The 25,667-nt window shown below is 37.7% G+C and carries 19 protein-coding genes; 18 read left to right on the top strand and 1 reads right to left on the bottom strand.

Going from position 1 to position 25,667, the window contains the following annotated elements:
• The first annotated feature begins 89 nt into the window (after positions 1–89).
• The 14 genes from KIP84_RS18280 to galE all read left to right on the top strand — a co-directional run bounded on the left by KIP84_RS18280 (position 90) and on the right by galE (position 18,140).
• Complete coding sequence (locus tag KIP84_RS18280) at positions 90–1,295, top strand: hypothetical protein (protein WP_213689053.1); 1,206 nt, start codon at positions 90–92, stop codon at positions 1,293–1,295.
• Positions 1,292–2,602: an O-antigen polymerase gene (locus KIP84_RS18275; protein WP_213689052.1), complete on the top strand. Its 1,311-nt coding sequence runs from the start codon at positions 1,292–1,294 to the stop codon at positions 2,600–2,602. The genes KIP84_RS18280 and KIP84_RS18275 overlap by 4 nt, the downstream gene beginning before the upstream one ends.
• The gene (locus KIP84_RS18270) at positions 2,603–3,571 is read left to right on the top strand and encodes a glycosyltransferase family 1 protein (protein ID WP_213689051.1); all 969 of its coding nucleotides are present in this window, start codon (positions 2,603–2,605) and stop codon (positions 3,569–3,571) included.
• A complete protein-coding gene (locus KIP84_RS18265; protein WP_213689050.1) occupies positions 3,571–5,709 on the top strand; it encodes a bi-domain-containing oxidoreductase in 2,139 nt (712 codons plus the stop codon). Before KIP84_RS18270 ends, KIP84_RS18265 begins: the two co-directional genes overlap by 1 nt.
• A complete protein-coding gene (locus tag KIP84_RS18260; protein ID WP_213689049.1) occupies positions 5,706–7,520 on the top strand; it encodes a heparinase II/III family protein in 1,815 nt (604 codons plus the stop codon). Before KIP84_RS18265 ends, KIP84_RS18260 begins: the two co-directional genes overlap by 4 nt.
• Entirely contained in the window at positions 7,517–8,728 is a 1,212-nt protein-coding gene (locus KIP84_RS18255; RefSeq protein ID WP_213689048.1) for a glycosyltransferase family 4 protein, read from the top strand. The genes KIP84_RS18260 and KIP84_RS18255 overlap by 4 nt, the downstream gene beginning before the upstream one ends.
• Position 8,729: 1 nt before the next feature.
• Entirely contained in the window at positions 8,730–9,344 is a 615-nt protein-coding gene (locus tag KIP84_RS18250; protein WP_213689047.1) for a sugar transferase, read from the top strand.
• Positions 9,341–9,991 (top strand): acetyltransferase, encoded by a 651-nt coding sequence (locus KIP84_RS18245; protein WP_068562906.1) that lies wholly within the window; start codon positions 9,341–9,343, stop codon positions 9,989–9,991. The genes KIP84_RS18250 and KIP84_RS18245 overlap by 4 nt, the downstream gene beginning before the upstream one ends.
• 24 nt (positions 9,992–10,015) lie before the next feature.
• Positions 10,016–11,191: a DegT/DnrJ/EryC1/StrS aminotransferase family protein gene (locus KIP84_RS18240; RefSeq protein WP_174724569.1), complete on the top strand. Its 1,176-nt coding sequence runs from the start codon at positions 10,016–10,018 to the stop codon at positions 11,189–11,191.
• A gap of 142 nt (positions 11,192–11,333) precedes the next feature.
• A complete protein-coding gene (locus KIP84_RS18235) occupies positions 11,334–13,208 on the top strand; it encodes a nucleoside-diphosphate sugar epimerase/dehydratase (protein ID WP_213689046.1) in 1,875 nt (624 codons plus the stop codon).
• Positions 13,209–13,219: 11 nt separating this feature from the next.
• Positions 13,220–14,095, top strand: a complete 876-nt coding sequence (gene galU, locus KIP84_RS18230; RefSeq protein ID WP_213689045.1) for a UTP--glucose-1-phosphate uridylyltransferase GalU — start codon at positions 13,220–13,222, stop codon at positions 14,093–14,095.
• 106 nt (positions 14,096–14,201) lie between these two features.
• The gene (locus KIP84_RS18225) at positions 14,202–15,464 is read left to right on the top strand and encodes a nucleotide sugar dehydrogenase (RefSeq protein WP_213689044.1); all 1,263 of its coding nucleotides are present in this window, start codon (positions 14,202–14,204) and stop codon (positions 15,462–15,464) included.
• Positions 15,461–17,131 (top strand): glucose-6-phosphate isomerase, encoded by a 1,671-nt coding sequence (gene pgi / locus KIP84_RS18220; RefSeq protein WP_213689043.1) that lies wholly within the window; start codon positions 15,461–15,463, stop codon positions 17,129–17,131. The genes KIP84_RS18225 and pgi overlap by 4 nt, the downstream gene beginning before the upstream one ends.
• Entirely contained in the window at positions 17,124–18,140 is a 1,017-nt protein-coding gene (galE, locus tag KIP84_RS18215) for a UDP-glucose 4-epimerase GalE (RefSeq protein WP_213689042.1), read from the top strand. The genes pgi and galE overlap by 8 nt, the downstream gene beginning before the upstream one ends.
• Positions 18,141–18,181: 41 nt before the next feature.
• Here galE and KIP84_RS18210 read toward each other — a convergent pair whose 3' ends face one another.
• Positions 18,182–19,552 (bottom strand): phosphomannomutase CpsG, encoded by a 1,371-nt coding sequence (locus KIP84_RS18210; RefSeq protein WP_213689041.1) that lies wholly within the window; start codon positions 19,550–19,552, stop codon positions 18,182–18,184.
• Positions 19,553–19,926: 374 nt separating this feature from the next.
• Between KIP84_RS18210 and lldP the strand changes: the two genes are divergently transcribed.
• The 4 genes from lldP to dld all read left to right on the top strand — a co-directional run bounded on the left by lldP (position 19,927) and on the right by dld (position 25,650).
• Complete coding sequence (gene lldP / locus KIP84_RS18205) at positions 19,927–21,594, top strand: L-lactate permease (protein ID WP_171479323.1); 1,668 nt, start codon at positions 19,927–19,929, stop codon at positions 21,592–21,594.
• Between the two features lie 37 nt (positions 21,595–21,631).
• Positions 21,632–22,366, top strand: coding sequence for a transcriptional regulator LldR (gene lldR / locus KIP84_RS18200; protein ID WP_240617567.1), 735 nt, complete (start codon positions 21,632–21,634; stop codon positions 22,364–22,366).
• Positions 22,363–23,508, top strand: a complete 1,146-nt coding sequence (gene lldD / locus KIP84_RS18195) for an FMN-dependent L-lactate dehydrogenase LldD (protein WP_213689040.1) — start codon at positions 22,363–22,365, stop codon at positions 23,506–23,508. The genes lldR and lldD overlap by 4 nt, the downstream gene beginning before the upstream one ends.
• A 435-nt stretch (positions 23,509–23,943) precedes the next feature.
• On the top strand, positions 23,944–25,650 hold the full coding sequence (dld, locus tag KIP84_RS18190) for a D-lactate dehydrogenase (RefSeq protein WP_213689039.1): 1,707 nt from the start codon (positions 23,944–23,946) through the stop codon (positions 25,648–25,650).
• Positions 25,651–25,667 lie beyond the last annotated feature (17 nt).

Genomic DNA, 25,667 nt, shown 5'->3' with positions numbered 1-25,667 from the left:
TATTTGGTTTTAGTATTAATAAATACTAGTTGATAGATATTTGGTAGGATTTTAGTCCTGAGTAATTTTGAGTTAAATTGAAAAGTGGCATGAGAATATTATCCAAACTTATAGCTGGTGGTTTAATTGTTCAGGTTCTGGTTGCAATATCAGTCATGATTTCCTCACGCCTTTATAAGCCAGAAATTTTCGGTGATCTAGGTTGGTATTTAAGTTTTGCATCATTATTTTCTGTCCTCGCTGCTTTAAGATTTGATTATATTGTTTTAAGTGATAGAGTTAAAAGTGAAGAAAAAAATAATTTTTTCTCAAATGCAGTTTTGGTTAATTTAATTATTCTAATTGTTTTTAGTGTTGTTTTGCTTATATTGAATAATATAATATATTTTAAATATAATATATTATATTTGATTTGTTTTTGTTTTTCTTTAAGTTTTTTTAACTTAATGAGTCAATACTTAATCTTAATTAAAGATTATAAAAATTATGTTGCATTAAAAACATGTCAAGTAATTTTTCAAATTTTTATAATTGTGGCTTTTTATTATATCTTACCTCAAGATGGATTGTTGTTAGCTAATATAATACCTCAATTATTTATTCCTATTATTTATTTTCTTTTAAAAAGAAATATATTGAAATTTAATTTTTTAAATTTTAAGACTTTTATTAGAAAAAATATAGCTGAAGGCGTTAAAAACTCTAGTTTGGCATTCATGCAGTATTCAACTCCTGTAGTTCCTGTATTAGTTGGTGGGTATATCTTTGATAAAAGTAATATAGGTGTTTATTTTCTTTTTTCTCAAGCTATTGCCGCACCATTCGCTTTAATCAGACGAAATGTTTTGATCCTTTTCAATGGTGAATATAATGACAGATATAAGATAAAAAAACTTTTTAATAAGATCATAAGTTTTAAAAATATTGCTATTACTTTTTTTATATTTCTGTGTGTATTGATTTTATTGATTCTTTCATCAAAGTATCTAGTATTAGTATTTTTTGGACCAATCTGGGTAAGTTATTCGTGGTTAATGTTAGTCCTTTTTATTTATTACTTTATTGATGCGCTTTTGCAGCCTCTTACAACATTGTATCCTCTGTGGGGAAAAGTTAATAAGGCTTTAATGTTCGAACTGACAAGGTTCTTTTTTGTTGCATTACTTTTACCGACCATTGCATTTTTCTTTAAGATTCCTTTTTTATGGTTTGTAATTTTATTCTTAACATTTATGACCTTGATATATTTAGTAAATTTTTTAAGTATTCTGAGTTATGTTAAGAGGTTGAAATGAATAGATTCGCATTTGTTGGGGGAGTAATGTCTCTTATAATGATATGTTTTTTATGGCTTCTCATGAGCTTGGAGAATCTAGATCTATTTTTAAATTTTTCTCTTATTTTTATTGCGTTTCTTACTTTTTTTCAAATAAAGAAAGGTGGTATTCTTGCACCCAGTACAATAGTTTTTGTAACAGCACTTCCTTATTTACTGACAGCAATATATAACTCTTATATTTATAAAAATTATAGCTTCTTTCTGGAAAAAACTAATGCTAGTTTAATATTATATTCATTTATTTTTTTTGGTTCATTTATTTTTTTTGATTCAAATTTAAGTAGAGTTAAAACATTTGAATTAAATTTTACTAAAAAATTTAGTTCAAATATTATATTTTTAATATATACCATACTTGTATTTATATATATTGTTATAGTTTCAATATCTTTTTCTTTGGATATCGGGGCAGTATCGCGTGCAGATATTTATAAAACAAAGTCTACTTTTTTTGATGTTTATAAGCTTTTTGTTTACTCTTTTTCTATATTTTATGTTTGGTTTATTATTTTTATTGATCAAAAAAATGGTAAGTATTTGTCGTTTTGGTTGTTGCCGTTAATATTGTTTTCAGCTACAGATATTCTTATTTTAGGTGATAGGAAGTTAGCAGTATTATTGTTTATTATTTGTGCTTATATTATTAACGTAAAAAGAAGAATTAATCCTATTTATATTAGTTATGGCTTTTTGTTTGCATTAGTAATGTGGATTTATGGATATTTAAGAAATTCTAGTATTTCTCAGTGGGGACGTATTTTAAGTGAATTAGATTATAGTACAGCTTTTAGTCCTGATAAGTCCGAATTCGGAGCTTTTAGTATTATTTGGAATGACTATTTTTCTAAATATTCTTCAGTTCAAATGCATCCTACTTATTTAGAGGTATTTACCCAACTTATTCCGACTTCTATTTTTCCTAATCGCCCTATTTCTCCCTCAGTTAATTTTGTAAAAGAATTTTACCCTGACATTTATAATTCAGGTGGTGGTTTAGCCTTTAATGCAATTCTTGAGTCTATGATGAATTTTAATATATTAGGACCTATAGTTTTTGCATTTTTACTTGTCTTTTTTTCTAAATTTTACAATAAGTCTTCTTTTGGGGTTTTGTTGGGTACTATATATATCTTCTGTTTTTCCTTTACTTTAAGGAATGATATGATTAGTAATCTTAGAACTTTTTTTATTGTTAGTTTTGTGGTTTTTGTATCTATTTTGATTTTTTGTAGAGTTAGAAAATTAAGAGCAGGTGGAAATTAAGTGGATAAAATATATTTTATTGGTAAACTTCCTTCACCTATAGGTGGTGTGACTGTTTTTAATCAACGTAAATTAGAACAATTAACTAATAGTTTTCCAAATGTTAATTTTGTTTTAATTGAACCAAATAAAAAGAACCTATTTAAAATACTTTTAGTATTAAGTTCTAAATCAATTAAACATTTGAGCGCTTCTAATTTTTTGTTGATTTTTTTGGCTTCTTTCTTTGCAAAATATCAAACAGTCATATTTTATGATCATAATTCTAGTCGACACTTTTCTTCTTTAACGAATTGGAAAAAGAATATCTATTTAAATTTTTTTCTTAAGTGTAAAAATATTATGTTAGTTAATGAGCATCTTAAGGAAAATTATAAAATATTTAATAGATTTCAAGATATTAATGATAAGTTTGAAACAGTTTCTGCATTTTTGCCTCCGGCAAAAGCCGAATTAAAAGATATTTTATATACGTATGATCAAAAGTTGTTGGATTTATATAAGACAACATTAAAAAATCAGCAAAGGAAAATTATATTAACTAGTGCATTTCAGCCAAATTTAGATGCTAAAGGAGCTGATATCTATACATTAGATTCTTTAATAGATATTTTTTTAAAACTGGCGCCGAAATATAAAAATGATTATTTCCTTATTGCTATTGCAAGTTATCCCGAAACTAGTTTTAGCCAAGAAATAAGAGCAAAGGTACGTTCACTTACTGGGAAATATGACAATCTTCTCTTTTTAGAGAATGATAAGAAAATATGGCCTCTTTTGGAAGTAACTAAATTGTTTGTACGTGCTACAACTACAGACGGTGACTCTGTAAGCTTGAGAGAGGCATTATATTTTGGTGCTCCTGTTTTAGCATCGGATGTAGTGCCGAGACCTGATAATGTTATGTTGTTTAATTTAGAAAAAGATGATCTCAGTCAAAAAATTGATGAATATTTAGGAAGTTATTAATGAAACAAATTCTTCAAGATATGGCAAATGGTGGTACGACTGTAACCGAAGCTCCTGTACCCCAATGTTCAAAAGGTCATTTACTTATTTCAACTACCACTTCGCTAATCTCTGCTGGTACAGAGCGGATGTTAGTTGGTTTTGGTAAAGCTTCTTTAATTGATAAAGCTCGCCAACAACCTGAAAAAGTGAAAATGGTGCTTGAAAAAGTACAAACTGATGGGCTGCTAACTACTTATGATGCTGTTAAATCAAAATTAGCTCAGCCTTTAGCTCTCGGCTACTGTAATGTAGGTGTTGTGTATGAAGTAGGTGCGGGAGTTAATGATTTTCAAGTGGGTGATCGTGTCGTTTCAAATGGCCCACATGCTGATATGGTAAAAGTACCTAAAAACCTTTGTGCCAAAATTCCAGATAATGTAAGTGATGAATCTGCTTCATTTGCTGTAGTTGCTAGCATTGGTTTACAAGGTATTCGTCTTGCTCAGCCTACCTTAGGCGAGAGTTTCGTAGTAACTGGTGCTGGTTTGATTGGTTTGTTAACCATTCAAATGTTAAGAGCTAATGGCTGTCGTGTTCTTGCGATTGACTTTGATCAAAGTAAACTTGAGCTAGCAAAACAATTTGGTGCAGAAGTATGTAATCCGGGTAAAGGTGAAAATCCAGTTGCTGTTGGTTTGGCATTCAGTCGTGGTGTTGGTGTGGATGGGGTCATTATTACCGCTTCAACTAAGGTAAGTGACCCTGTTATTCAAGCAGCTCGTATGAGCCGAAAGCGTGGCCGTATTATTCTAGTTGGTGTAACAGGTTTAGAGCTAAACCGTGCTGATTTTTATGAAAAAGAACTTAGTTTTCAAGTTTCTTGTTCATATGGTCCAGGTCGTTACGATACTGAATATGAAGATAAGGGTAATGATTATCCACTCGGCTTTGTGCGTTGGACTGAGCAACGCAACTTTGTTGCCGTTTTGGATATGATGGCTGCAGGTACCTTAAATGTAGAGCCTTTAATTACACAACGTTTTGAATTTGAAGACGCACCCAAAGCTTATGATGCATTGACGGAAGACAAATCAGGTCTGGGTTTATTGCTTAAATATAACTCTCCAGTTGAAACTCGTTTAGAAAAACGAGTGGTTTTACGACCAATTTCTATTGAGCCAAAGAATGCTGTTGTTGGTTTTATTGGTGCGGGTAATTATGCTTCTCGTATCTTGATTCCTGCTTTCAAAAAAGCATCTTCTCAATTACATACCATCGTAACCTCTGGTGGCATTAATGGGGTTATTCATGGAGAAAAAACAGGATTTGCCGAAGCTTCTACAGATCTGGATGGTTTATTAAATAATAAAGATATTAATACCGTCGCGATTGCGACACGTCATAATAGCCATGCTTACTTTGTTGAAAAAGTTTTATCAGCAGGTAAGAATGTTTTTGTTGAAAAGCCATTAGCTTTGACTGTTGAAGAAATTGAAAAAATTGAAACGGTTTACAATCAAAATATCCAGAATAATCAATATGCACGAGTCATGGTGGGCTTCAACCGTCGTTTCTCACCACAAGTGCAAAAAATGAAAACCTTGTTGGATACAGTAAAAGAGCCGAAAAGTTTTATCATGACCATGAATGCAGGTGCAATACCGGCGGATCATTGGACACAAGACAATGCTGTGGGTGGAGGACGAATTATTGGGGAAGCATGCCATTTTATCGATTTGATGCGCTTCCTAGCAGGGTCAAAAATTGTTTCTATTCAGGCCCGACGTATGGGCGAAACTGATGCAGTACAAATTTTAGAAGATAAGGCTTCAATTACGCTTGGTTTTGAAGATGGATCATTTGGTACCATTTTCTACTTGGCAAATGGCGCTTCAAGCTTCCCTAAAGAGCGTGTAGAAGTCTTTACAGCAGGTCGAGTATTACAACTAGATAATTTCAGAAAGCTAAAAGCATTTGGCTGGCCTGGATTTAACAAGATGAATCTGTGGCGTCAAGATAAAGGTCAAGATGCTTGTGCTGCAGTCTTTGTAGACAGTATTCGAGATGGAAAAGAAGCGCCAATTCCTGCCGATGAAATTTTTGAAGTTGCTAGAGTGACCATTCAGGTTGCCGAAATTTTAAGAGCACAAACATGAGTTTAGTCATGAAAGGTCAAACAGCTCTTGCTTTAGGGCTGTTTAATTTGTTCAGGGTGTTTAAATATCGTATTGGCGTAAAGACAGGTCTAAACCCTGTACAAAAGTTGTCTGCACAATTGCCAACGGGTTGCTTCTTTAGTCAGTGTGCTGCCACTGAAGCAAAGACTGTACCCGTAAACTCAACTTTAACAGCCTTTGGATACCTCAAGTATCCAGTGGCTGGACAGCTTCCCAATTGGTTCTATAGTCCTTTAACCGAGCATACTTTTCAAAATACAGAAAAGGCGTGGTATCAAATTCCAGATTTTGATGCGAATGTTGGTGATATTAAAGGCGTATGGGAGGCTTCTCGTTTTGACTGGCTAATTGATCTTGCTCTACACGAGCTTAAAGTGAGAGATGGGCAGGCATTGGTTCAACTTGATTTATGGTTGAATGATTGGTGTAAGGAGAACCCTGCTTATTTTGGACCAAACTGGAAATGTGGGCAGGAAGCTTCTATCCGTGTCATGCATATTATTACTGCGTTGATCGGTTTAGGACAAGAGCAGCATCCGCACGACAATGTCTGTGCATTTATTGAGGCTCATTTAAAGCGTATTGAACCTACAATTGATTATGCGATTGCTCAGGATAATAATCATGGAACATCTGAGGCAGCTGCACTTTATATAGGTGGAGCTTTCTTAAATGCAAATAAACCTTTGCCACAATATGAAAAATGGCAAGCTTTAGGCGAAAAATGGTTAGCTAATAGGGCAAACAAGCTTATCATGCAAGATGGCGGCTTTAGCCAATATTCAATTAATTATCATCGAGTGATGTTAGATTCTTATTGTTTAGCTGAAATAGTTCGCCGAAAATTAGTATTAAAGCCTTTTTCAGAACAGTTATATCGTCAATTGCAGAAAGCGACAGACTGGTTATATGTATTAACTCAAGCTGATGGAGATGTGCCCAATTTAGGTGCAAATGATGGTGCGCGACTCCTTCCAGTAAGTCAGACCGATTATCGTGATTTTAGACCAACAGTTCAGTTGGCAAGTACTTTATTTCATCAACATACTTATTATCAAGATTTAGGAACTTATGATCAAAGTTTAAATTTTTTTCATATACATAAATTGGAAAAAGAAAACTTTAAATTACCTTCACGAAATCAAATTTTTAATGAAAGTGGTTTAATTACTTCTGAAAAAGATAATTTCTTTATTGCTTTTAAGTTGCCGAAATTTAAATTTCGTCCAAGTCAGTGTGATGGACTGCATTTAGATGTTTGGTTTAAAGGTCAGAATATACTAAGAGATGGTGGTACCTATAGTTATAATTCCTCACCAGAAGACTTAGAATATTTCTCTGGCGTTGCTAGCCACAATACAGTTGAGTTTGATAAACACCAACAAATGCCACGCTTAAGCCGCTTTTTGTTTGGTGCTTGGCTGACTCCAAAAAATTTAACTTATAAACCATATGAGTTTGGCTGTGGCTACCAAGACTATTGGCAGTGTGAACACCACCGTAAAGTTTTATTAACAGATAATCAAATAGAAGTAGTAGATAATATTTCTGGTTTTCAGCAACAAGCTATTTTACGTTGGCGTTTACAACCGGATCACTGGGTATTAAACAATAATATTTTAACCAATGGAAAAGTTGAGATAATTTTAGAAGCTGAGCATTCTATTTCTATTCATCTCACAGAGGGTGAAGAGTCGAGATATTATTATCAAAAGACTAAATTGCCTGTTCTGGAAATTACAGCGATACAACCGACTACGATTTTTACCGTAATTAAAGATATAACATGAAGATTCTATATTTCCATCAACATTTTTCTACACCAAAAGGGTCAGCTGGGATTCGTTCTTATGCCATGGCTCAATCATTGATACGTAATGGACATCAAGTCACTATGGTTTGCGGTTCTTTTGGTGCTGGTCAGACTGGTTTAACCCAACCTTTTAATAAAGGGGTACGCCGGGGAGTAGTGGATGGTATTGATATTATTGAATTTGAATTGCCTTATTCAAATAGCTTATCATTTTTAAAACGAATTCTAATTTTTTTAAGTTTTGCATTTAAATCAATTAAAGTCGCTCTGACTGAGCAATACGATATTGTTTTTGCAACCACCACCCCTTTAACAGCAGGTATTCCAGGTATTTTTGCTAAATGGTTACGTCGGAAACCTTTTGTTTTTGAGGTACGTGACTTATGGCCTGAGCTTCCGAAAGCTATGGGTGTAATAAAAAATCCTATTGTGTTATGGATGATGTCAGTACTTGAGTGGACTTCTTATCATTCTGCCGATCGTTTAGTTGGTCTGTCCCCTGGGATTGTGGATGGTATAATCAAACGGGGTATTGCACCTGAAAAAGTTGCCTCTATTCCTAATGGATGTGATTTAGATATTTTTGCTTCTGAACACCAACCATGGCGCCCAGAAGGTGTGAAAGAAACTGACTTGATGGCAATTTTTACAGGGACACATGGCTTGGCAAATGGCTTGAATGCTGTGTTAGATGCAGCTGTAGAGTTGAAAGACCGCCAAAGAACAGATATTAAACTTGTTCTGGTTGGTGATGGTATGCAGAAAAAAGCATTAATAGAGCGAGCAGAAAAGCTTCAATTGGATAATGTAGTTTTTCATAATCCTGTTAACAAAGAGAAGTTGGCTGGTCTTATGGCAAGCGCAGATATTGGTTTGCAAATTTTAGCGAATGTCCCTGCTTTTTATTATGGTACCTCTCCTAACAAATTCTTTGACTATATTTCAGCAGGTTTACCAGTCCTGAATAATTATCCGGGTTGGTTAGCTGAGTTAATTACAAAGGAACAATGTGGTTTTGCTGTGCCGCCTGAAAATCCAAAAGCATTTGCTGATGCATTGGAACAAGCTGCGGATCAACGTGAGCAGCTCAATCAGATGGGTAAAAATGGTCAGCAAGTTGCTAAAGAACAATTTAACCGCTCCATTCTTTCTCAAAAGTTCTCTGATTGGGTAACAGGAGCATAATATGCTAAAGCGTTTACTTGATATCATTATTGCTTCTGTAGCATTAATTTTACTTTCACCTTTATATTTTTATGTTGCATATAAAGTGAAAAAAAACTTAGGTTCGCCAGTATTGTTCCGCCAAGTTCGTCCTGGTTTACATGGTAAGCCGTTTGAAATGATTAAGTTTCGAACTATGAAAGATGCAACAGATGCGCAGGGTAATCCTTTACCAGATAGTGAGCGCCTAACGCCATTTGGTAAAATGCTTCGTTCTACTAGTCTGGATGAAATGCCTGAGCTTTGGAATGTAATCAAAGGTGATATGAGTATTGTAGGTCCAAGGCCCCTATTGATGGAGTACTTGCCGCTTTATAATAAAGAACAAGCAAAGCGTCATGATGTACGTCCAGGAATGACTGGCCACGCCCAAGTGAATGGGCGTAATGCAATTGGCTGGGAAGAAAAGTTTAAGCTTGATACGTGGTACGTAGAAAACAGATCACTTTGGTTAGATTTTAAAATAATGCTGCAAACCGTTAAAAAAGTTATTGCCAAAGATGACATTAATGAAGCAGGGGAAGCGACGATGAGTAAATTTACAGGTTCAGTAGAAAAGGAAATAGAGAAAAAATGACAATGATTATTGGTATTTATGGTGCTAGCGGTTTTGGTAAGGAAGTTATGCCTTTAGTACGTCAGCAGTTTCCAACATTAAGTAAAGAACAATTCGCTTTTATTGATGATGGACAATCTGGAACGACTTTAAATGGATATCCAGTACTATCCTATCTCGACTTTATCAGTAAACCTGCTGATCATAAAACTGTAACAATCGCTATAGCAAATAGTGTGGTTCGTGAGAAGTTAGTTAGTCTTTTAGAAAAAGATGGTGTGCAACATCTTGCGGTTCAATCTACGAATACAGTAATTCTTGATGAGGTTGAGATAGGGGAAGGAAGCTTACTTTGTCCCTTTACTTGCTTAACTTCTAATATAAAAATTGGAAAGTTTTTCCACGCTAATATTTATAGTTATGTGGCTCATGACTGTGTAATAGGAGATTATGTTACATTCGCGCCTGGCGCTAAGTGTAACGGTAATATTCATATTGAAGATCATGCCTACATTGGTACTGGAGCAGTTATTAAACAGGGCACACCTGATAAGCCTTTAGTAATTGGTAAAGGTGCTATTGTTGGTATGGGCGCCGTAGTAACCAAAAGTGTTCCTGCTGGCGTAACTGTTGTAGGTAATCCTGCAAGAATTTTAGAAAGAAAGTAAGAAATATTTTATTAGGAAGTTAAAATGTTAAACACTGCATTTGAACCATGGCCAAGTTTTACAACAGAAGAAGCTGACGCAGTCAAAAATGTATTACTATCAAATAAAGTAAATTATTGGACCGGTCAAGAGTGTAGAATTTTTGAAAAAGAATTCGCTGAGTTTTCTGATACAAAATATGCGGTTGCTTTAGCAAATGGTACCGTGGCTCTAGATGTCGCATTAAAAGCTTTAGATATTGGTGCAGGTGATGATGTTATTGTGACGTCTCGTACTTTTTTAGCTTCAGCAAGTTCGATTGTAACAGCTGGCGCTAATCCTGTTTTTGCAGATGTAGAATTAGATTCTCAAAATATTTCACGTCGTACGATTGAAGCTGTACTTACTCCAAATACTAAAGCCATTATTTGTGTGCATTTGGCTGGTTGGATGTGTGATATGGATCCGATTATGCAACTTGCTGCTGAGCGTGGTATATATGTTATTGAAGACTGCGCCCAAGCTCATGGAGCAAAATATAAAGGTAAAGCAGCGGGCTCTATTGGTCATATTGCGGCATGGTCATTTTGCCAAGACAAAATTATGACAACTGGTGGTGAGGGCGGTATGGTCACCACGAATGATGAAACGCTTTGGAAAAAAATGTGGTCTTATAAAGACCATGGTAAAAGTTACGACAGTATTTATAATAAACAGCACCCACCAGGTTTCCGTTGGTTACATGACTCATTCGGTACTAACTGGCGTATGATGGAAATGCAAGCAGTGATTGGCCGAATTCAGTTAACCCGTATGGCTGAATGGACTAAAAAACGTACTGAAAATGCAGAAAAGATTTTAAAAGCCTTTGACGGCTCTCCTTTCTTTAGTGTTCATACTCCCTGTGTAGATTATGTTCATGCATATTATAAATGCTATGTCCAAGTGAATTTAGAAGCCTTGCCAGATGGTTGGTCACGAGATCGCATTATGCAAGAAATCAACTCTCAGGAAGTGCCTTGTTTTAGTGGGTCTTGTTCTGAAGTTTATTTAGAGCACGCATTTGATGGTACACCATGGCGTCCAGAAAAGCGTCTAGAAAATGCACAGAAATTAGGTGAAACCAGTTTAATGTTCTTGGTTCATCCAACTTTGAGTCAAGAAAGTATAGAAAAAACGATTCTTGCAATTAATGCTGTTAATAGAGCTTTACAACCATAAAAAATGTGAAGCTATTCACATAGCTTTCTTTTGAATTATGATCTGACTTAAAGTTATGTAACCGCTGCGTAAATTTTATTTCTACTTATATAAGAAATGAGTATAAATATCGCACGGTTACTAGAACGATTAGAAGAGTATTGTGAAAAAGATTATTTATCAGTTTGCGTCAGCTCCTCGGCTTACAAAACAATGTTTTTTGGTTCTTATCGACCTATTCGCTTTTCCTGTTATTTTGTGGCTATGTTATGCCATTCGATTATTTGATTTAGGTGCTGAAGTTATTCCAGGCATTAACTATGGTGTGGCATTTGTTACAATTTTAGCCATCTTAAGCTTAATGTTAACTGGAGTTTATCGCTTTATTGTTCGTACTTTTAATGAAGCCTTTATTGCTAAATTAGCAATTGCGGTTACGTTGATGGTCATTGTTTTATATGGCATGAATGCTTTTTCACCTGCATTTGTTCCGACTTCAATTCCATTAATGTTCGGCTTCTTAATGTTTAGTTGGGTGTGGTGTAGTCGTGCATTTATTCGTTTTATCGTAAAAGCTACGTTACAGACTGGTGAAGAGCGTAAGCGAATTGCGATTTACGGTGCTGGTGATGCAGGGCAGCAAATTGCAGCTGTGCTTTATCGTTCAGGTAATCATTTACCCGTTTTTTTCATTGATGATAATCCATCTTTACAAGACCATATGGTTGGTGGTTTAAAAGTACTATCTTTAGAAAAAGCTTTACAACGTTTTGAAAAGTATAAAACTGATGAAATTTTGCTAGCATTACCTTCAGTCGGTCGTGTGCGTAAAAGTGAAATTATTCAACAGCTAGAACCTGCACATCTCAAAATTACTGAGCTTCCTGGTCTTACACAACTTGTTGATGGTGAGCTCAAAGTTGCAGATATTCGTGAAGTAGACATTATTGATTTACTGGGACGTGACCCTGTACCTCCTGTAGATCATTTACTTGCAAAAAATATCCATAATAAGATTGTTATGGTCACTGGTGCGGGTGGTTCTATTGGTTCTGAGTTATGCCGTCAAATAATTAAAAATCAGCCTAAAATGTTGATTATTTATGAAATTACAGAGTTTGCGCTTTATAGTATAGATAAAGAATTACGTCTAGCGGCTCAATGTGAAATTGTTCCTATTTTAGGTACAGTGCAAGATCAGCAGAAATTAGAACGTATTATTGAGCAATATGGTGTTCAGACCGTTTACCATGCTGCTGCCTATAAACATGTACCTTTAGTTGAGTGTAATCCAATTGCAGGATTAAAGAACAACGCGATTGGTACTGCGAATAGTCTAAATGCAGCTGTGAAAAAAGGTGTGGAGACATTCGTTCTCATCTCGACCGATAAAGCAGTGCGTCCTACTAATGTCATGGGTGCATCAAAACGTATGGCAGAGCTTTACTGCCAAGCCATGGCTGAAGCTCAAAAACAGACTCAAATTAGTATCGTGCGTTTTGGTAATGTATTAGGATCTTCTGGCTCAGTAGTACCGTTATTCAAACAACAAATTGCCAAAGGTGGTCCAATTACTGTGACTCATCCAGAAGTAACACGCTACTTCATGACTATTCCTGAAGCATCTCAGTTAGTTATTCAAGCTGGTGCTCTAGGTAGAGGTGGTGATGTGTTTTTACTTGATATGGGTGAACCTGTCCGTATTCAGGATTTAGCTCGACAAATGATTTCTCTAAGTGGTTTAACTGTGCGTGAACAAGGTTCAATGCAAGGGGATATCGAAATTCACTATAGTGGACTGCGTCCAGGTGAGAAACTTTACGAAGAATTATTAATTGATCAAGAAAATACCGAATATACCGAGCATAGTAGGATTCTTCGATCATTTGAAAAATACTATCCTCTTACAGAAATTCAAGAAGTTTTTGATCGCGTGAATAATATGACCGCTGTCCAGCAAGATATTGATTGGGCGTTATGTCAACTTGAACACTATGTTGATGGTTATAAACGTAGTAAAGATATTATAGTTAATTAGAGAGTGAATGTGTGATTAAAAAGGCAGTTTTACCTGTAGCTGGATTAGGTACACGTTTTTTACCGGCAAGTAAGTCAATTCCTAAAGAAATGGTCACAGTAGTTGATCGTCCTGCGATTGAATATGTAGTGCGTGAAGCTGTAGAAGCAGGAATTGAGCAAATTATTCTGGTAACGCACTCATCTAAAGCATCAATTGAAAATTATTTTGATCGAAACTTTGAACTTGAAACGACTTTAGAGCAGAAGAAAAAGTTTGATCTGCTTGATGAGATTACTCAAATTATCCCACCTCATGTAAGTGTAGTGAGTGTAAGACAGCCTCAACCTTTGGGTTTGGGGCATGCTGTTTTATGCGCAAAAAGTATTATTGGGCAAGATGATTTTGCTGTGTTGTTACCAGATGTATTGGTTAAAGATAACTCAGGGCAAAATGATTTATCGCGTATGATTTCTCGTTATGAAGTGAGTCAAGCTGCTCAAATCATGGTTGAAGCAGTACCCGATCATTTAGTAGATCAATATGGGATTGTTGATGTAAAACAGAGCCCGGCTGAGGGTGAAAGTATTGTCATGCAGGGTATTGTCGAAAAGCCTGCTGTCGGCTCTGCACCTTCTAATTTATCTGTAGTCGGACGTTATATTTTACCGGCTAAGATTATGCAGCTTCTAGAGAATATGCCGAAAGGAGCAGGCAATGAAATTCAGTTAACTGATGCTATTGCGATGCTTCAAAGTACAGACATAGTGGAAGCCTATCGGATGCAAGGCCAAACTTTTGACTGTGGCAGTAAACTTGGTTATTTGAAAGCTGTACTACATTATGGTGTTGCACACCCTAAATTGGGATTAGAATTTAAACATCTGATTCAAGAACTTAAACTATAAAGTTTTGTAGCTCTGCTTAAGTATTTGTAAAAACTGCTGAATATGGGAGCAGAGCAGTATATTCTTTTCTTGGAAAAGGAATAGAAATCTATAAATCAGGTGTGCAATGAAAATCGCAGTATTTGGAACAACGTTACATGCCGGTGTTATGGCGGCATTATTAGCTGAATATGGTAACCAAATTTACTGGTGTACCTGTGTAAGTTGTGAAGAAGATATTTCTGTCCTTACGTATCAAGATCAAGAAGTAAATAATTATTTAAATAAACAAAGAAAAGCTGATTTTTTAAAAGAAAGTGCTTTTTCCGAGATTCCTTTAGATATTGAAGTATATTTATTTTGTTTTAGTCCCACGCAAATTGAACTTGCTTTAAAAACCGTACAAAAACTGAGTGAGCGGCCAATTGTTCATCCTAGATTAATGATTAATGGTTCAACTTTTGGTTTACACGGTACAGAAAAATTAAAACAGCACTTGCCAAAAGATGAGTGGGTTTACTTTCCTGATGTGATTCAGGAGGGTAATGCTATCAATAGTGTATTGAATGTAAAACATGTCATTGTTGGTGTTGAATCTAGGGATGCAAGTGAGACCATGCAAGAACTATTGCGTCCTTTTTTTCAATTTAGCTATCAATATTTATTTATGCCAATTTTAGATGCGGAGTTTACCAAACTTAGTATCTCGGGCATGTTGGCGACCCGCATTAGCTATATGAATGATTTGGCTATGGTTGCCGAAAAGTTAGGTATTGATATTGCGAATGTAAAGCATGGTATTGCTGCTGATACACGAATTGGTGCTGCATATTTATCGCCAGGTGTAGGATTTGGTGGTGAGAATTTTTCGCATGATATTTTAACACTTTCAAGTACTGTGTCGGAGACAGGAACAAAAAGCCGTCTTTTAGAGCAGGTTTGGGCGATTAATGAGCAGCAGAAAGAGATTTTATTCCGTAAGTTATGGAATTATTATCACTGTAGTCTAAATGGTAAAACGGTTGCGATTTGGGGTGCTTCTTTTAAAGAAAATACTTCAAATATACATAACTCACCGATTCATATTTTATTGGCGGCGTTATGGGCACAAGGCGTAATAGTGCGCCTGCACGATCCTCAAGCTTTAGATGAAATAGCTGCCACTTACGGGCCTAGGGAAGATTTAATTTTATGCACTGATCAATATGAGGCTGCACAAGATGCTCATGCATTGTGCCTCGTCACGGCATGGAAGCAATATTGGAGCCCTGACTTTAAGCAACTACAACAGTTAATGAAACATCCGTTAATTTTAGATGGACGTAATATTTATGATCCAGCATATGTAAAAGCGAAAGGCTTTGCTTATGAAGGAGTAGGTCGCTTATGAGTAAATCAATTGAGCAATTTCCAAAGGAGTTGGTCTCGCCTCTAGCCCATCTTCAAACTTTAGGTGAAGAAAACTCAAAATTACATATCAAAGAGTTATTTGCTTTAGAGCCAGATCGTTTTCATAATTACTCAGTAAAGTTTGATCAATTATTTTTTGATTATAGTAAGCATCGGGTAACTAAAGATATTTTAGAACAGTTAGTAGCTCTTGCGAAGAATAGAAACTTAACCCAATGGATTAATTGTCTTTTTTCACAAGATAAAATTAACTGTACCGAACAACGCGAAGCAATGCACTGGGCATTGCGTTTACCCGCTGACTATTCAAAGTTTCCAGAATTAACGGCACAAGTCCATAGTCAGTTAGAACGTATGTATGCCTTAGTGGAAAAAATCCATGCAGGGCAATATCGTGGTGCTACTGGTGAAGTGATCCAGGATGTTGTCAATATTGGAGTGGGTGGTTCTGATTTAGGACCACAAATGGTGACTCATGCGTTGTCTGATTTTAAGGTGAAAACGGCTAAGCCCCTTAACACTCATTTTGTTTCAACGATGGATGGTAGTCAGCTATCAGAACTACTCCATCAACTTCGCCCAGAAACTACTTTATTTATTATTTCTTCAAAATCTTTTGGGACGATTGATACCTTATCAAATGCCCAAACAGTACGTCAGTGGTTAGAAAAGACATTAGGGAAACATGCCCGCGTATTAAAAAGCCATTTTATTGGAGTGTCCACAAAAGCTGACAAAATGTCTGAATGGGGAATTGCACCTGAAAATCAATTATTGCTATGGGATTGGGTAGGTGGTCGCTATTCATTGTGGTCTTGTATTGGTTTACCTATTGCTTTGACGATTGGTATTGACGGATTTAAGCAACTTTTAGCAGGAGCTCACGCCGTCGATGAGCATTTTCAAAATACGAGTTTTGATCAAAATATTCCTGTTTTAATGGCATTATTAGGAATTTGGAATAATAATTTTTTAAATATTCAGACTCATGCCATTTTGCCTTATGATGGACGTTTAAAATATTTTGCTGCTTATTTACAACAATTAGAGATGGAGTCTAACGGTAAGTCGGTGCAGCGCAATGGTCAAAAAGTTGAGCTAGATACTTGCCCAATTGTGTGGGGTGAAGTTGGTCCAAATGCTCAACATGCGTTCTATCAATTGCTACATCAAGGCTCCCAAGCAGTCAGCTGCGATTTTATTGCCCCTATCCAACGTTATAATGCAGACCACTTTACCTATGCTGAAAACGCAGATGCCTTAGTTGAGCAACATCATCTTGCTCTCTCTAATTGCTTGGCGCAATCACGCTTATTGGCTTTCGGTAATGAAGCTTTGGATTCAACTGAATTAGAAAATCTGCCAATTTATAAGCAATATGAAGGTAATCAGCCGAGTTCTACCTTATTATTAAAAGAACTTAATCCTTATAGTTTGGGAATGTTAATTGCTTTATATGAACATAAAGTTTTTGTTCAATCTGTAATTTGGAATATTAATCCATTTGACCAGTGGGGAGTTGAAAAGGGTAAACAAATCGCTGATCAGTTACTCCCGATTTTAAGTGGCGTTCAAAATGATTCTTCAAAACTTGACGCCTCAACACGTGGATTAATTAAAATATTGTTAGGAAAAGTAGATGGCTAAAATTCTAGTCACTGGCGGTGCAGGTTATATTGGTTCACACACATGTGTTGAACTTTTGCAGGCTGGTCATGAAGTTATCGTTTTTGATAATCTTTCAAATAGTTCTGAAGAATCTTTAAATAGGGTTCAAGATATCGCCCAAAAAAGTTTAACTTTTGTGCATGGTGACATCCGCAATGCAGATGAGTTGGACCGTGTATTTCAAATACATACTATTGATGCGGTTATTCACTTCGCAGGTTTGAAAGCAGTGGGTGAAAGTCAGGAAAAGCCACTCATTTATTTTGATAATAATATTGCCGGCAGCGTTCAACTGGTTAAATCGATGGAAAAGGCAGGTGTCTATACGCTTGTATTTAGCTCATCTGCAACAGTTTATGATGAAGCCAATATATCTCCATTAAATGAAGAAATGCCAACAGGTATACCAAGTAATAACTATGGATATACTAAACTGATTGTTGAGCAATTATTACAAAAATTGTCCGCATCTAATCCAAAATGGTCAATCGCATTACTTCGTTATTTTAACCCAGTAGGTGCACATAAAAGTGGACGTATTGGGGAAGATCCACAGGGTATTCCAAATAATTTAATGCCGTATGTGACACAAGTTGCTGTTGGTCGCCGTGAGAAACTATCTATTTATGGTAATGACTATGAAACTGTAGATGGTACTGGTGTGCGTGACTATATCCATGTGGTCGATTTAGCGAATGCGCACTTATGTGCTCTCAATAACCGATTGAATGCGTCAGGTTGTCGTGCATGGAATATCGGTACGGGTAATGGTTCATCTGTTTTGCAAGTTAAAGATACATTTGAAAAAGTTAATGGTGTGCCTGTAGTTTTTGAATTTGCACCGCGGAGATCTGGAGATGTAGCTACATCTTTTGCAGACAATCGTCGTGCAGTTGCTGAGTTGGGTTGGCAGCCGCAATATGGTTTAGAGGATATGCTTGCTGATAGCTGGAATTGGCAGAAGCAAAATCCTAATGGCTATAACTAAGTAAATAAAAAAGGAGCAAATCGCTCCTTTTTTATTATGAATTAGTTCTGAATCAACCCAGTCAGCTCATCTACATAATGCTGCATTGGTTGGGCTTGTCGATCCGCACGGCTTTCAATGTTAAGACGTAGCAAAGGTTCAGTATTTGAGGCGCGTACATTAAAGCGCCATGCACCAAAGTCTAGACTTACACCATCGGTACGGTCAATTTGTGGATTTTGCTCGGCATAAAAATCGAAAATCTTTTGAATGGTGATTTGTGTGTCAGCCACTTTAAAGTTGATTTCACCACTGCATGGGAACTTGGTAATCATATTTTCAACGAGTGTTGAAAGAGATTGTCCTGTTTCAGAAAGTAGGGCAATGGTGAGTAACCACGGAATCATGCCGCTGTCGCAGTAAGCAAAGTCACGGAAATAGTGATGGGCACTCATTTCACCGCCATATACAGCATTGTGTTCACGCATGACATCTTTAATGAATGCATGCCCAGATTTTGACTGTACGGCAATACCTTTGTATTCATCGACGATATCAAACGTATTCCACACTAAACGTGGGTCGTGCACAATTTTCTCACCTGATTGTTTAATCAAGAAAGCTTGAGCCAATAGGCCAACAATATAGTAGCCTTCAATAAATTGACCCTTTTCATCAAATAGGAAACAGCGGTCAAAGTCGCCGTCCCAAGCAATTCCCATATCTGCTTTATGCTCAAGCACAGCATTTCGGGTACTGTCACGGTTTTCAATTAAAATTGGGTTAGGGATGCCATTTGGAAAAGTACCATCTGCTTCATGGTGAATTTTAATAAATTCAACTGGTACGTTAAGTGCTTTAAATTTTTCTTCAATGGCATCAATGACGTGACCAGCTGCACCATTACCAGCATTAACCACCAACTTAAGTGGGCAAATTTTTGCAGGTTCAATATAAGTTATTAGGTGATCAACGAACTCAGGCAAAATGTTATAGCTTTGCGTTGTACCTTTTTGGCTAGCTTCTTCAAAGTTATTGGTTTCTGCTAAAGCCTGAATTTCCTTTAAACCAGTATCTGCACTAATTGGACGAGCATTTTCTCGAACCAATTTCATACCGTTATAGTCCATTGGGTTATGACTGGCAGTAACTTCAATACCACCTTGTACATCTAAATGGAAAGCGGCGAAATAGACTTCTTCAGTTCCTGTCATGCCTAAATCAAGCACATTCACACCCGCATCATTTAAACCGCGGATAGTCGCTTGTTTTAAAGACTCACTGCTTAAGCGAATATCACAACCTACAACCACGGTCTTTGGTTTATAGATTTGTCCGTACGCGCGGCCAATTTTATAGGCGATTTCTTCATTCAATTCGGTGCCGAGTTTGCCTCGGATATCATAGGCTTTAAAACAGGTTAAAGTAGTCATTATTCAGTTCAATAAAAATGATTTAAGTTTTGGGCATTATTATACATTTATCAATAAATGATTATGTTTATTGTTTTATGTTCAAATTTTTCACTTCATTTCTGTAAGTCATATTTAAGTTTATAAGAAAGTATTTTTAAGACTTTAGTCTAATAAGTAAATCCATAAGTTTGAAATGTCTTGATTTTACTTAGCACTATTGGTCTTACCAATTATGGTGATTATTTAATGATTGATCTTATCAATATCTGTGTTTATGATGCGGTCTGTGGTTTAAGGAACAACATTTGCACTTAATTTTTAATTGGTCATACCAATTGTGTTTAATGTTTAAAATTTTAAGGTACAAAAATTCGCCCCGGCATTTCAAGGAGATGACAATGCTCAATATGTGGCAACAACTTTATGACCCTTTAAATAATATTTGGCTGTCCAGTGCGGTTGCATTAATCCCGATTATTTTCTTCTTTTTAGCATTAGCAGTTTTTCGTTTAAAAGGCAGTATCGCGGGTACGGGCACAGTCATTATTGCATTATTGATTGCGCTCTTTTTCTATCAAATGCCGGGTCAAATGGCCTTTGCGTCAATCATTTACGGTTTCTTCTACGGTCTATGGCCAATTTCATGGATCATTATTGGGGCAGTTTTTCTATACAAAATTTCGGTAAAAACAGGTCAGTTTGAGGTTATTCGTTCAAGCATTTTGTCGATTACCGAAGACCAACGTCTGCAAATGCTATTGGTTGGTTTTGCATTCGGTACTTTCCTTGAAGGGGCGGCGGGTTTTGGTGCTCCTGTAGCAATTACCGCTGCACTCCTTGTAGGTTTAGGCTTTAAGCCACTTTACGCTGCTGGTTTATGCTTGATTGTAAATACAGCGCCAGTGGCATTTGGTGCAATGGGTATTCCAATTATTGTGGCGGGGCAGGTTTCTGGTGTAGATACCATGGAAATTAGCCAAATGGTTGGTCGTCAGTTGCCATTTTTAGTCATTATTGTGCTGTTCTGGATCATGGCGATTATGGATGGCTGGCGTGGTGTTAAGGAAACTTGGCCTGCGGTGTTAGTCGGTGGTGGCGCTTTTGCGATTGCCCAGTATCTTACATCTAACTTTATTGGCCCTGAGTTACCAGACATTACCGCAGCAATTGCATCATTGGTGAGCTTAACTTTACTGTTCCGTGTTTGGAAACCAAAACATATTTTCCGTTTTGAACCTGAAGCTGGGCAAACTTTGACTCAGCAACCTACTACAGTTCAACGCTACAGTATTGGAAAAATTGCTAAGGCATGGTCTCCATTTGCGATTTTAACAGTGATGGTCACCATTTGGAGCGTTAAGCCATTTAAAGCATTATTTGCAAAAGATGGTGCTCTTGAACACTGGATTTTTAAACTTGAAGTACCGTATTTGCACAAATTGGTCGAAAAAATGCCGCCAATTGTGGCAGAGATGAAACCATACGAAGCGATTTATAAGTTTGACTGGTTCTCTGCAACAGGTACTGCAATTTTTATTGCCGCAATCATCACTGCTATTTTCTTAAAAATGAAAGCAAGTGAGGCAGTTACAACCTTTGGTGAAACACTCAATGAGTTAAAAACACCGATTTATTCAATTGGTATGGTGTTGGCATTTGCTTTTATTGCGAACTATTCAGGTTTATCTGCAACTTTAGCTTTGGCTCTATCGCATACAGGTCATGCGTTTACTTTCTTCTCGCCATTTTTGGGTTGGCTTGGTGTGTTCCTTACAGGTTCAGATACATCTTCAAATGCTTTGTTCTCGGCACTACAGGCAACTACAGCGCAGCAAATTGGTATTCCAGAAGTATTGCTTGTAGCTGCAAATACCAGCGGTGGTGTAACCGGTAAGATGATTTCTCCACAGTCGATTGCGATTGCGTGTGCAGCGGTAGGCTTAGTTGGAAAAGAGTCTGACTTGTTCCGTTTCACGGTAAAACATAGCATCATATTCACTGTCTTTGTTGGCATCATTATTACGGTTCAGGCTTATCTGGTTCCGTGGATGATTCCATAACTCCAGTGAAGGAAACGCGATGAGAATCTCCGATCAAGTGGTCATGAAATTGCAGGCATTAATTGAAGAGCGTCACATGAAAAAAGGTGACCGCTTGCCTGCCGAACGCCAGCTTGCAACTAGCTTAGGAGTTTCTCGTCCGTCTTTGCGTGAAGCAATTCAACAGCTCAATAGTCAAGGGGTGCTCAGTAGCCGCCGTGGCGATGGGACTTATATTCAGCAGTTACCTGAACAGTGGCCACAGCAATTGATTGTGAACCCAATTAGTAACTTGATTGAAGAAGATCCGCTGTACCGTTTTGATGTACAAGAGGCGCGGTTATTACTTGAGGGCGGCACTGCTTGGTATGCCGCATTGCGCTCAACGCCTGAAGATCGCGCCAAAATCCGTCATTATTTTAATGAAATTAGTCGCCATCAAAATGCAGGTGACTCAGCACAGGCTGCGGTGGCCGATGCTGAGTTCCACTTGGCGATTGCTGAAGCATCTCACAATGTGGTGCTGATTCAAATGATGCGCAGCTTGTTTGATTTGCTGCAATACAACGTCTTGCTAGGACGTAAAAAAGTTTATAACGACCCCGTAAATGGTGACTTGCTGAGCGAGCAGCATTTTCAGGTAATGGATGCTATTGATCGTAAAGATCCCGAGGCCGCACGCCAAGCTGTCTGCGGTCATATTGAATTTGTGATTAATCATGTGCGTTCTCTGGATGAAGATGAAGCTCGCCAGAAACGTGCAAATCGTTTAAATAGAGTTGATTCAAAATGATTATTTCTTCTGGCAATGATTATCGTGCTGCGGCACAACGTCGCTTACCCCCATTTTTATTTCATTACATTGATGGTGGAGCGTATTCGGAATATACCTTAAAGCGTAACGTACAAGATTTGTCAGAAATTGCATTGCGTCAACGTGTGCTCAATGACATGTCAGCGTTAAGTTTAGAGACAAAACTGTTTAATGAAACATTGTCGATGCCAGTTGCTTTGGCACCTGTAGGCTTAACAGGTATGTATGCGCGCCGTGGCGAAGTTCAAGCGGCGATGGCAGCCGACAAAAAGGGCATTCCATTTACGCTTTCAACGGTTTCTGTTTGTCCGATTGAAGAAGTTGCACCTGCAATTAATCGCCCGATGTGGTTCCAGCTTTATGTATTACGCGACCGTGGTTTTATGCGTAATGCTTTGGAACGTGCAAAAGCGGCAGGCTGCTCAACACTTGTGTTTACCGTAGATATGCCTGTGCCGGGTGCACGTTACCGTGATGCCCATTCGGGTATGAGTGGGCCAAATGCTGCGATGCGCCGTTATATGCAGTCTATGTTCCACCCACATTGGTCATGGAATGTCGGCTTAATGGGTCGTCCGCACGACTTGGGCAATATCTCTAAATATTTAGGTAAACCGACTGGGCTTGAAGACTATATTGGTTGGTTAGGTTCGAACTTTGACCCATCCATTTCATGGAAAGACCTTGAGTGGATTCGTGAATTTTGGGATGGCCCAATGGTGATTAAGGGCATTTTAGATCCTGAAGATGCCAAAGATGCGGTGCGTTTTGGTGCTGACGGTATTGTGGTGTCGAATCATGGTGGTCGTCAGTTAGATGGTGTGATGTCGTCTGCTCGTGCATTGCCTGCAATTGCCGATGCCGTCAAAGGTGATTTGGCCATTTTGGCTGACTCAGGCATTCGTAATGGTTTAGACGTGGTGCGTATGTTGGCGCTCGGTGCCGATACGGTTTTACTTGGCCGTGCATTTGTTTATGCCTTGGCGGCAGCAGGTGGGCAAGGGGTGTCGAACTTGCTTGATTTGATCGATAAAGAAATGCGTGTTGCGATGACCTTAACGGGTGCTAAGTCGATTAAGGATATTAATGCGGATTGTTTAGTGCAGGCGATGAAGTTCTAACATTTCCGTATTAACTTTGATGATATTGGCACGACGGAGTCTTATCGGAAAAAGTTCAATGTAAGTAGCTAATTGACGTTACTTTTTTAAAAAAGTAACCAAAAACTTTAGTTTCGATGACGGTACGTCCTTGCTACCGCATCGAAACGGCGGCATCCATGCCGCCAACGCGTCGCCAATTGGATTAAGAAATTAGCTACTGTGCTAAGCGTCACTTACAGCCTGCGTGGTATGAGCAAGGATTTGTTTTTGCAATGTAAATTGAAAAATGGCTACAGCGAACAGGTTCTGTAAGTGACAGTGCCTTTGGTTACTTTGGGCAAAACCAAAGTAACAGAATGAGCTGCTTACATCGAAGTTTTCCCTGTAAGACTACGTCGTGTTGCTCTAAATTTAAAAAAACTATGTGGTATGGATGACCAAAAGGAAACCATCATGCAAACATTTTCCCCTCAAGCAGTGATCGAACGCTTACAAAATATTGTAGGGCGTTCTTATGTTTTGACCGATGATCAAAGTACGCGTCAGTACCGTCAAGGTCGTCGTTTTGGCGAGGGGAAAGTACTTGCAGTGGTTGTACCAGGGACCTTGCTTGAGCAATGGCAAGTGTTGCAGGCTGCAATTGAGGCAGACTGTATTGTGATTATGCAGGCGGCAAATACAGGACTCACTGGTGGTTCAACCCCATATGGCGATGATTATGATCGTCCTGTTTTAGTAATGAGTACTCGCCGATTAAAGGGTATTCAAGTCATCCATGACGGCAAGCAAGTCATTTGTTTACCAGGTGCAACCTTAGATAATTTAGAACAAATTTTAAAAGGTTATGACCGTGAACCACATTCAGTAATTGGTTCATCTTGTATTGGTGCTTCGGTACTGGGCGGTGTGTGTAATAATTCTGGCGGTGCCTTGGTACGCCGTGGTCCTGCGTATACTGAACTGGCGTTATATGCTCAGGTCAATGCTGCTGGTCAATTAGAACTGGTGAATCATTTAGGTGTGAATTTAGGCTCGACTCCTGAAGAAATTTTAACTCGTTTAGAGAAGCAACAATACCAAGCCGTAGATATTTTAGATGACAGCGAAAAACAGGCATCTGACCATCGCTATGCGCACGATGTGACCCAAGTTGATGAAGATACACCTGCTCGTTTTAATGCAGACCCGTCACGTTTGTTTGAAGCATCGGGTTCGGCTGGTAAAGTCTGTGTGTTTGCCGTACGCCTTGATACTTATGAAAAAGTAGAGAGCAATGTCTTTTATATTGGTACTAATGATGCTGATGATTTAACAGCGATTCGCCGTTACTTACTGACCTCACTGCCAAGCTTGCCGATTGCGGGCGAATATATTCACCGAGATGCTTACCTGATTGGTGAAAAGTACGGAAAAGACACATTCTTATTTATTGAGAAATTTGGTACAGCCAATGTTCCAAAAGCTTTTGCGATGAAAGATAAAGTCGATGGCTTTTTAGAACGATTTAAAATTAAAGGCTTAACGGATCATATTTTACAGGCTATTACCTTCTTTTTACCGAGTCATTTGCCTAAGCGTATGACCGAATATCGAGACCGTTATGAGCACCATTTAGTGTTGCGTGTCGAAAATAATTCAAAAGCTCAGACCAAGCAGTTTCTAAAAGAATATTTTGCGGTGCATCAGTCAGGTCACTATTTCGTATGTAGTGAAGAGGAAGGCCGAAAGGCGTTCTTGCACCGCTTTGCGATTGCGGGGGCGGCAATTCGTTATCGTGATACGCACCGTAGTGAAGTTGAAGATATTGTGGCGCTTGATATTGCTCTACGCCGTAATGACCGTGAATGGGTAGAGCAACTACCAGCCGAGATGGAAAAGAAAATCATCCATAAACTCTATTATGGGCATTTCTTTTGTCATGTGTTCCATCAGGACTATATTCTTAAAAAGGGCAATGACCCGTTAGAAATGGAACATCAAATGTGGAAATTACTCAATGCGCGCCGTGCTGAATATCCGGCAGAGCATAATGTTGGGCATCTTTACATTGCCAAGCCTGCCTTAGCGAATTTCTATCAAAAACTCGACCCGACCAACAGTTTTAATGTGGGGATTGGACATACCTCAAAACTAAAATATTGGGGCAAGGCTAAATCGTAATATCGAGACATAAAAAA

This window comes from Acinetobacter sp. BHS4, from assembly GCF_018454425.1.
In the GTDB taxonomy this organism is placed as follows: domain Bacteria; phylum Pseudomonadota; class Gammaproteobacteria; order Pseudomonadales; family Moraxellaceae; genus Acinetobacter; species Acinetobacter pittii.
This window is presented reverse-complemented; position numbering and strand designations above follow the sequence as displayed.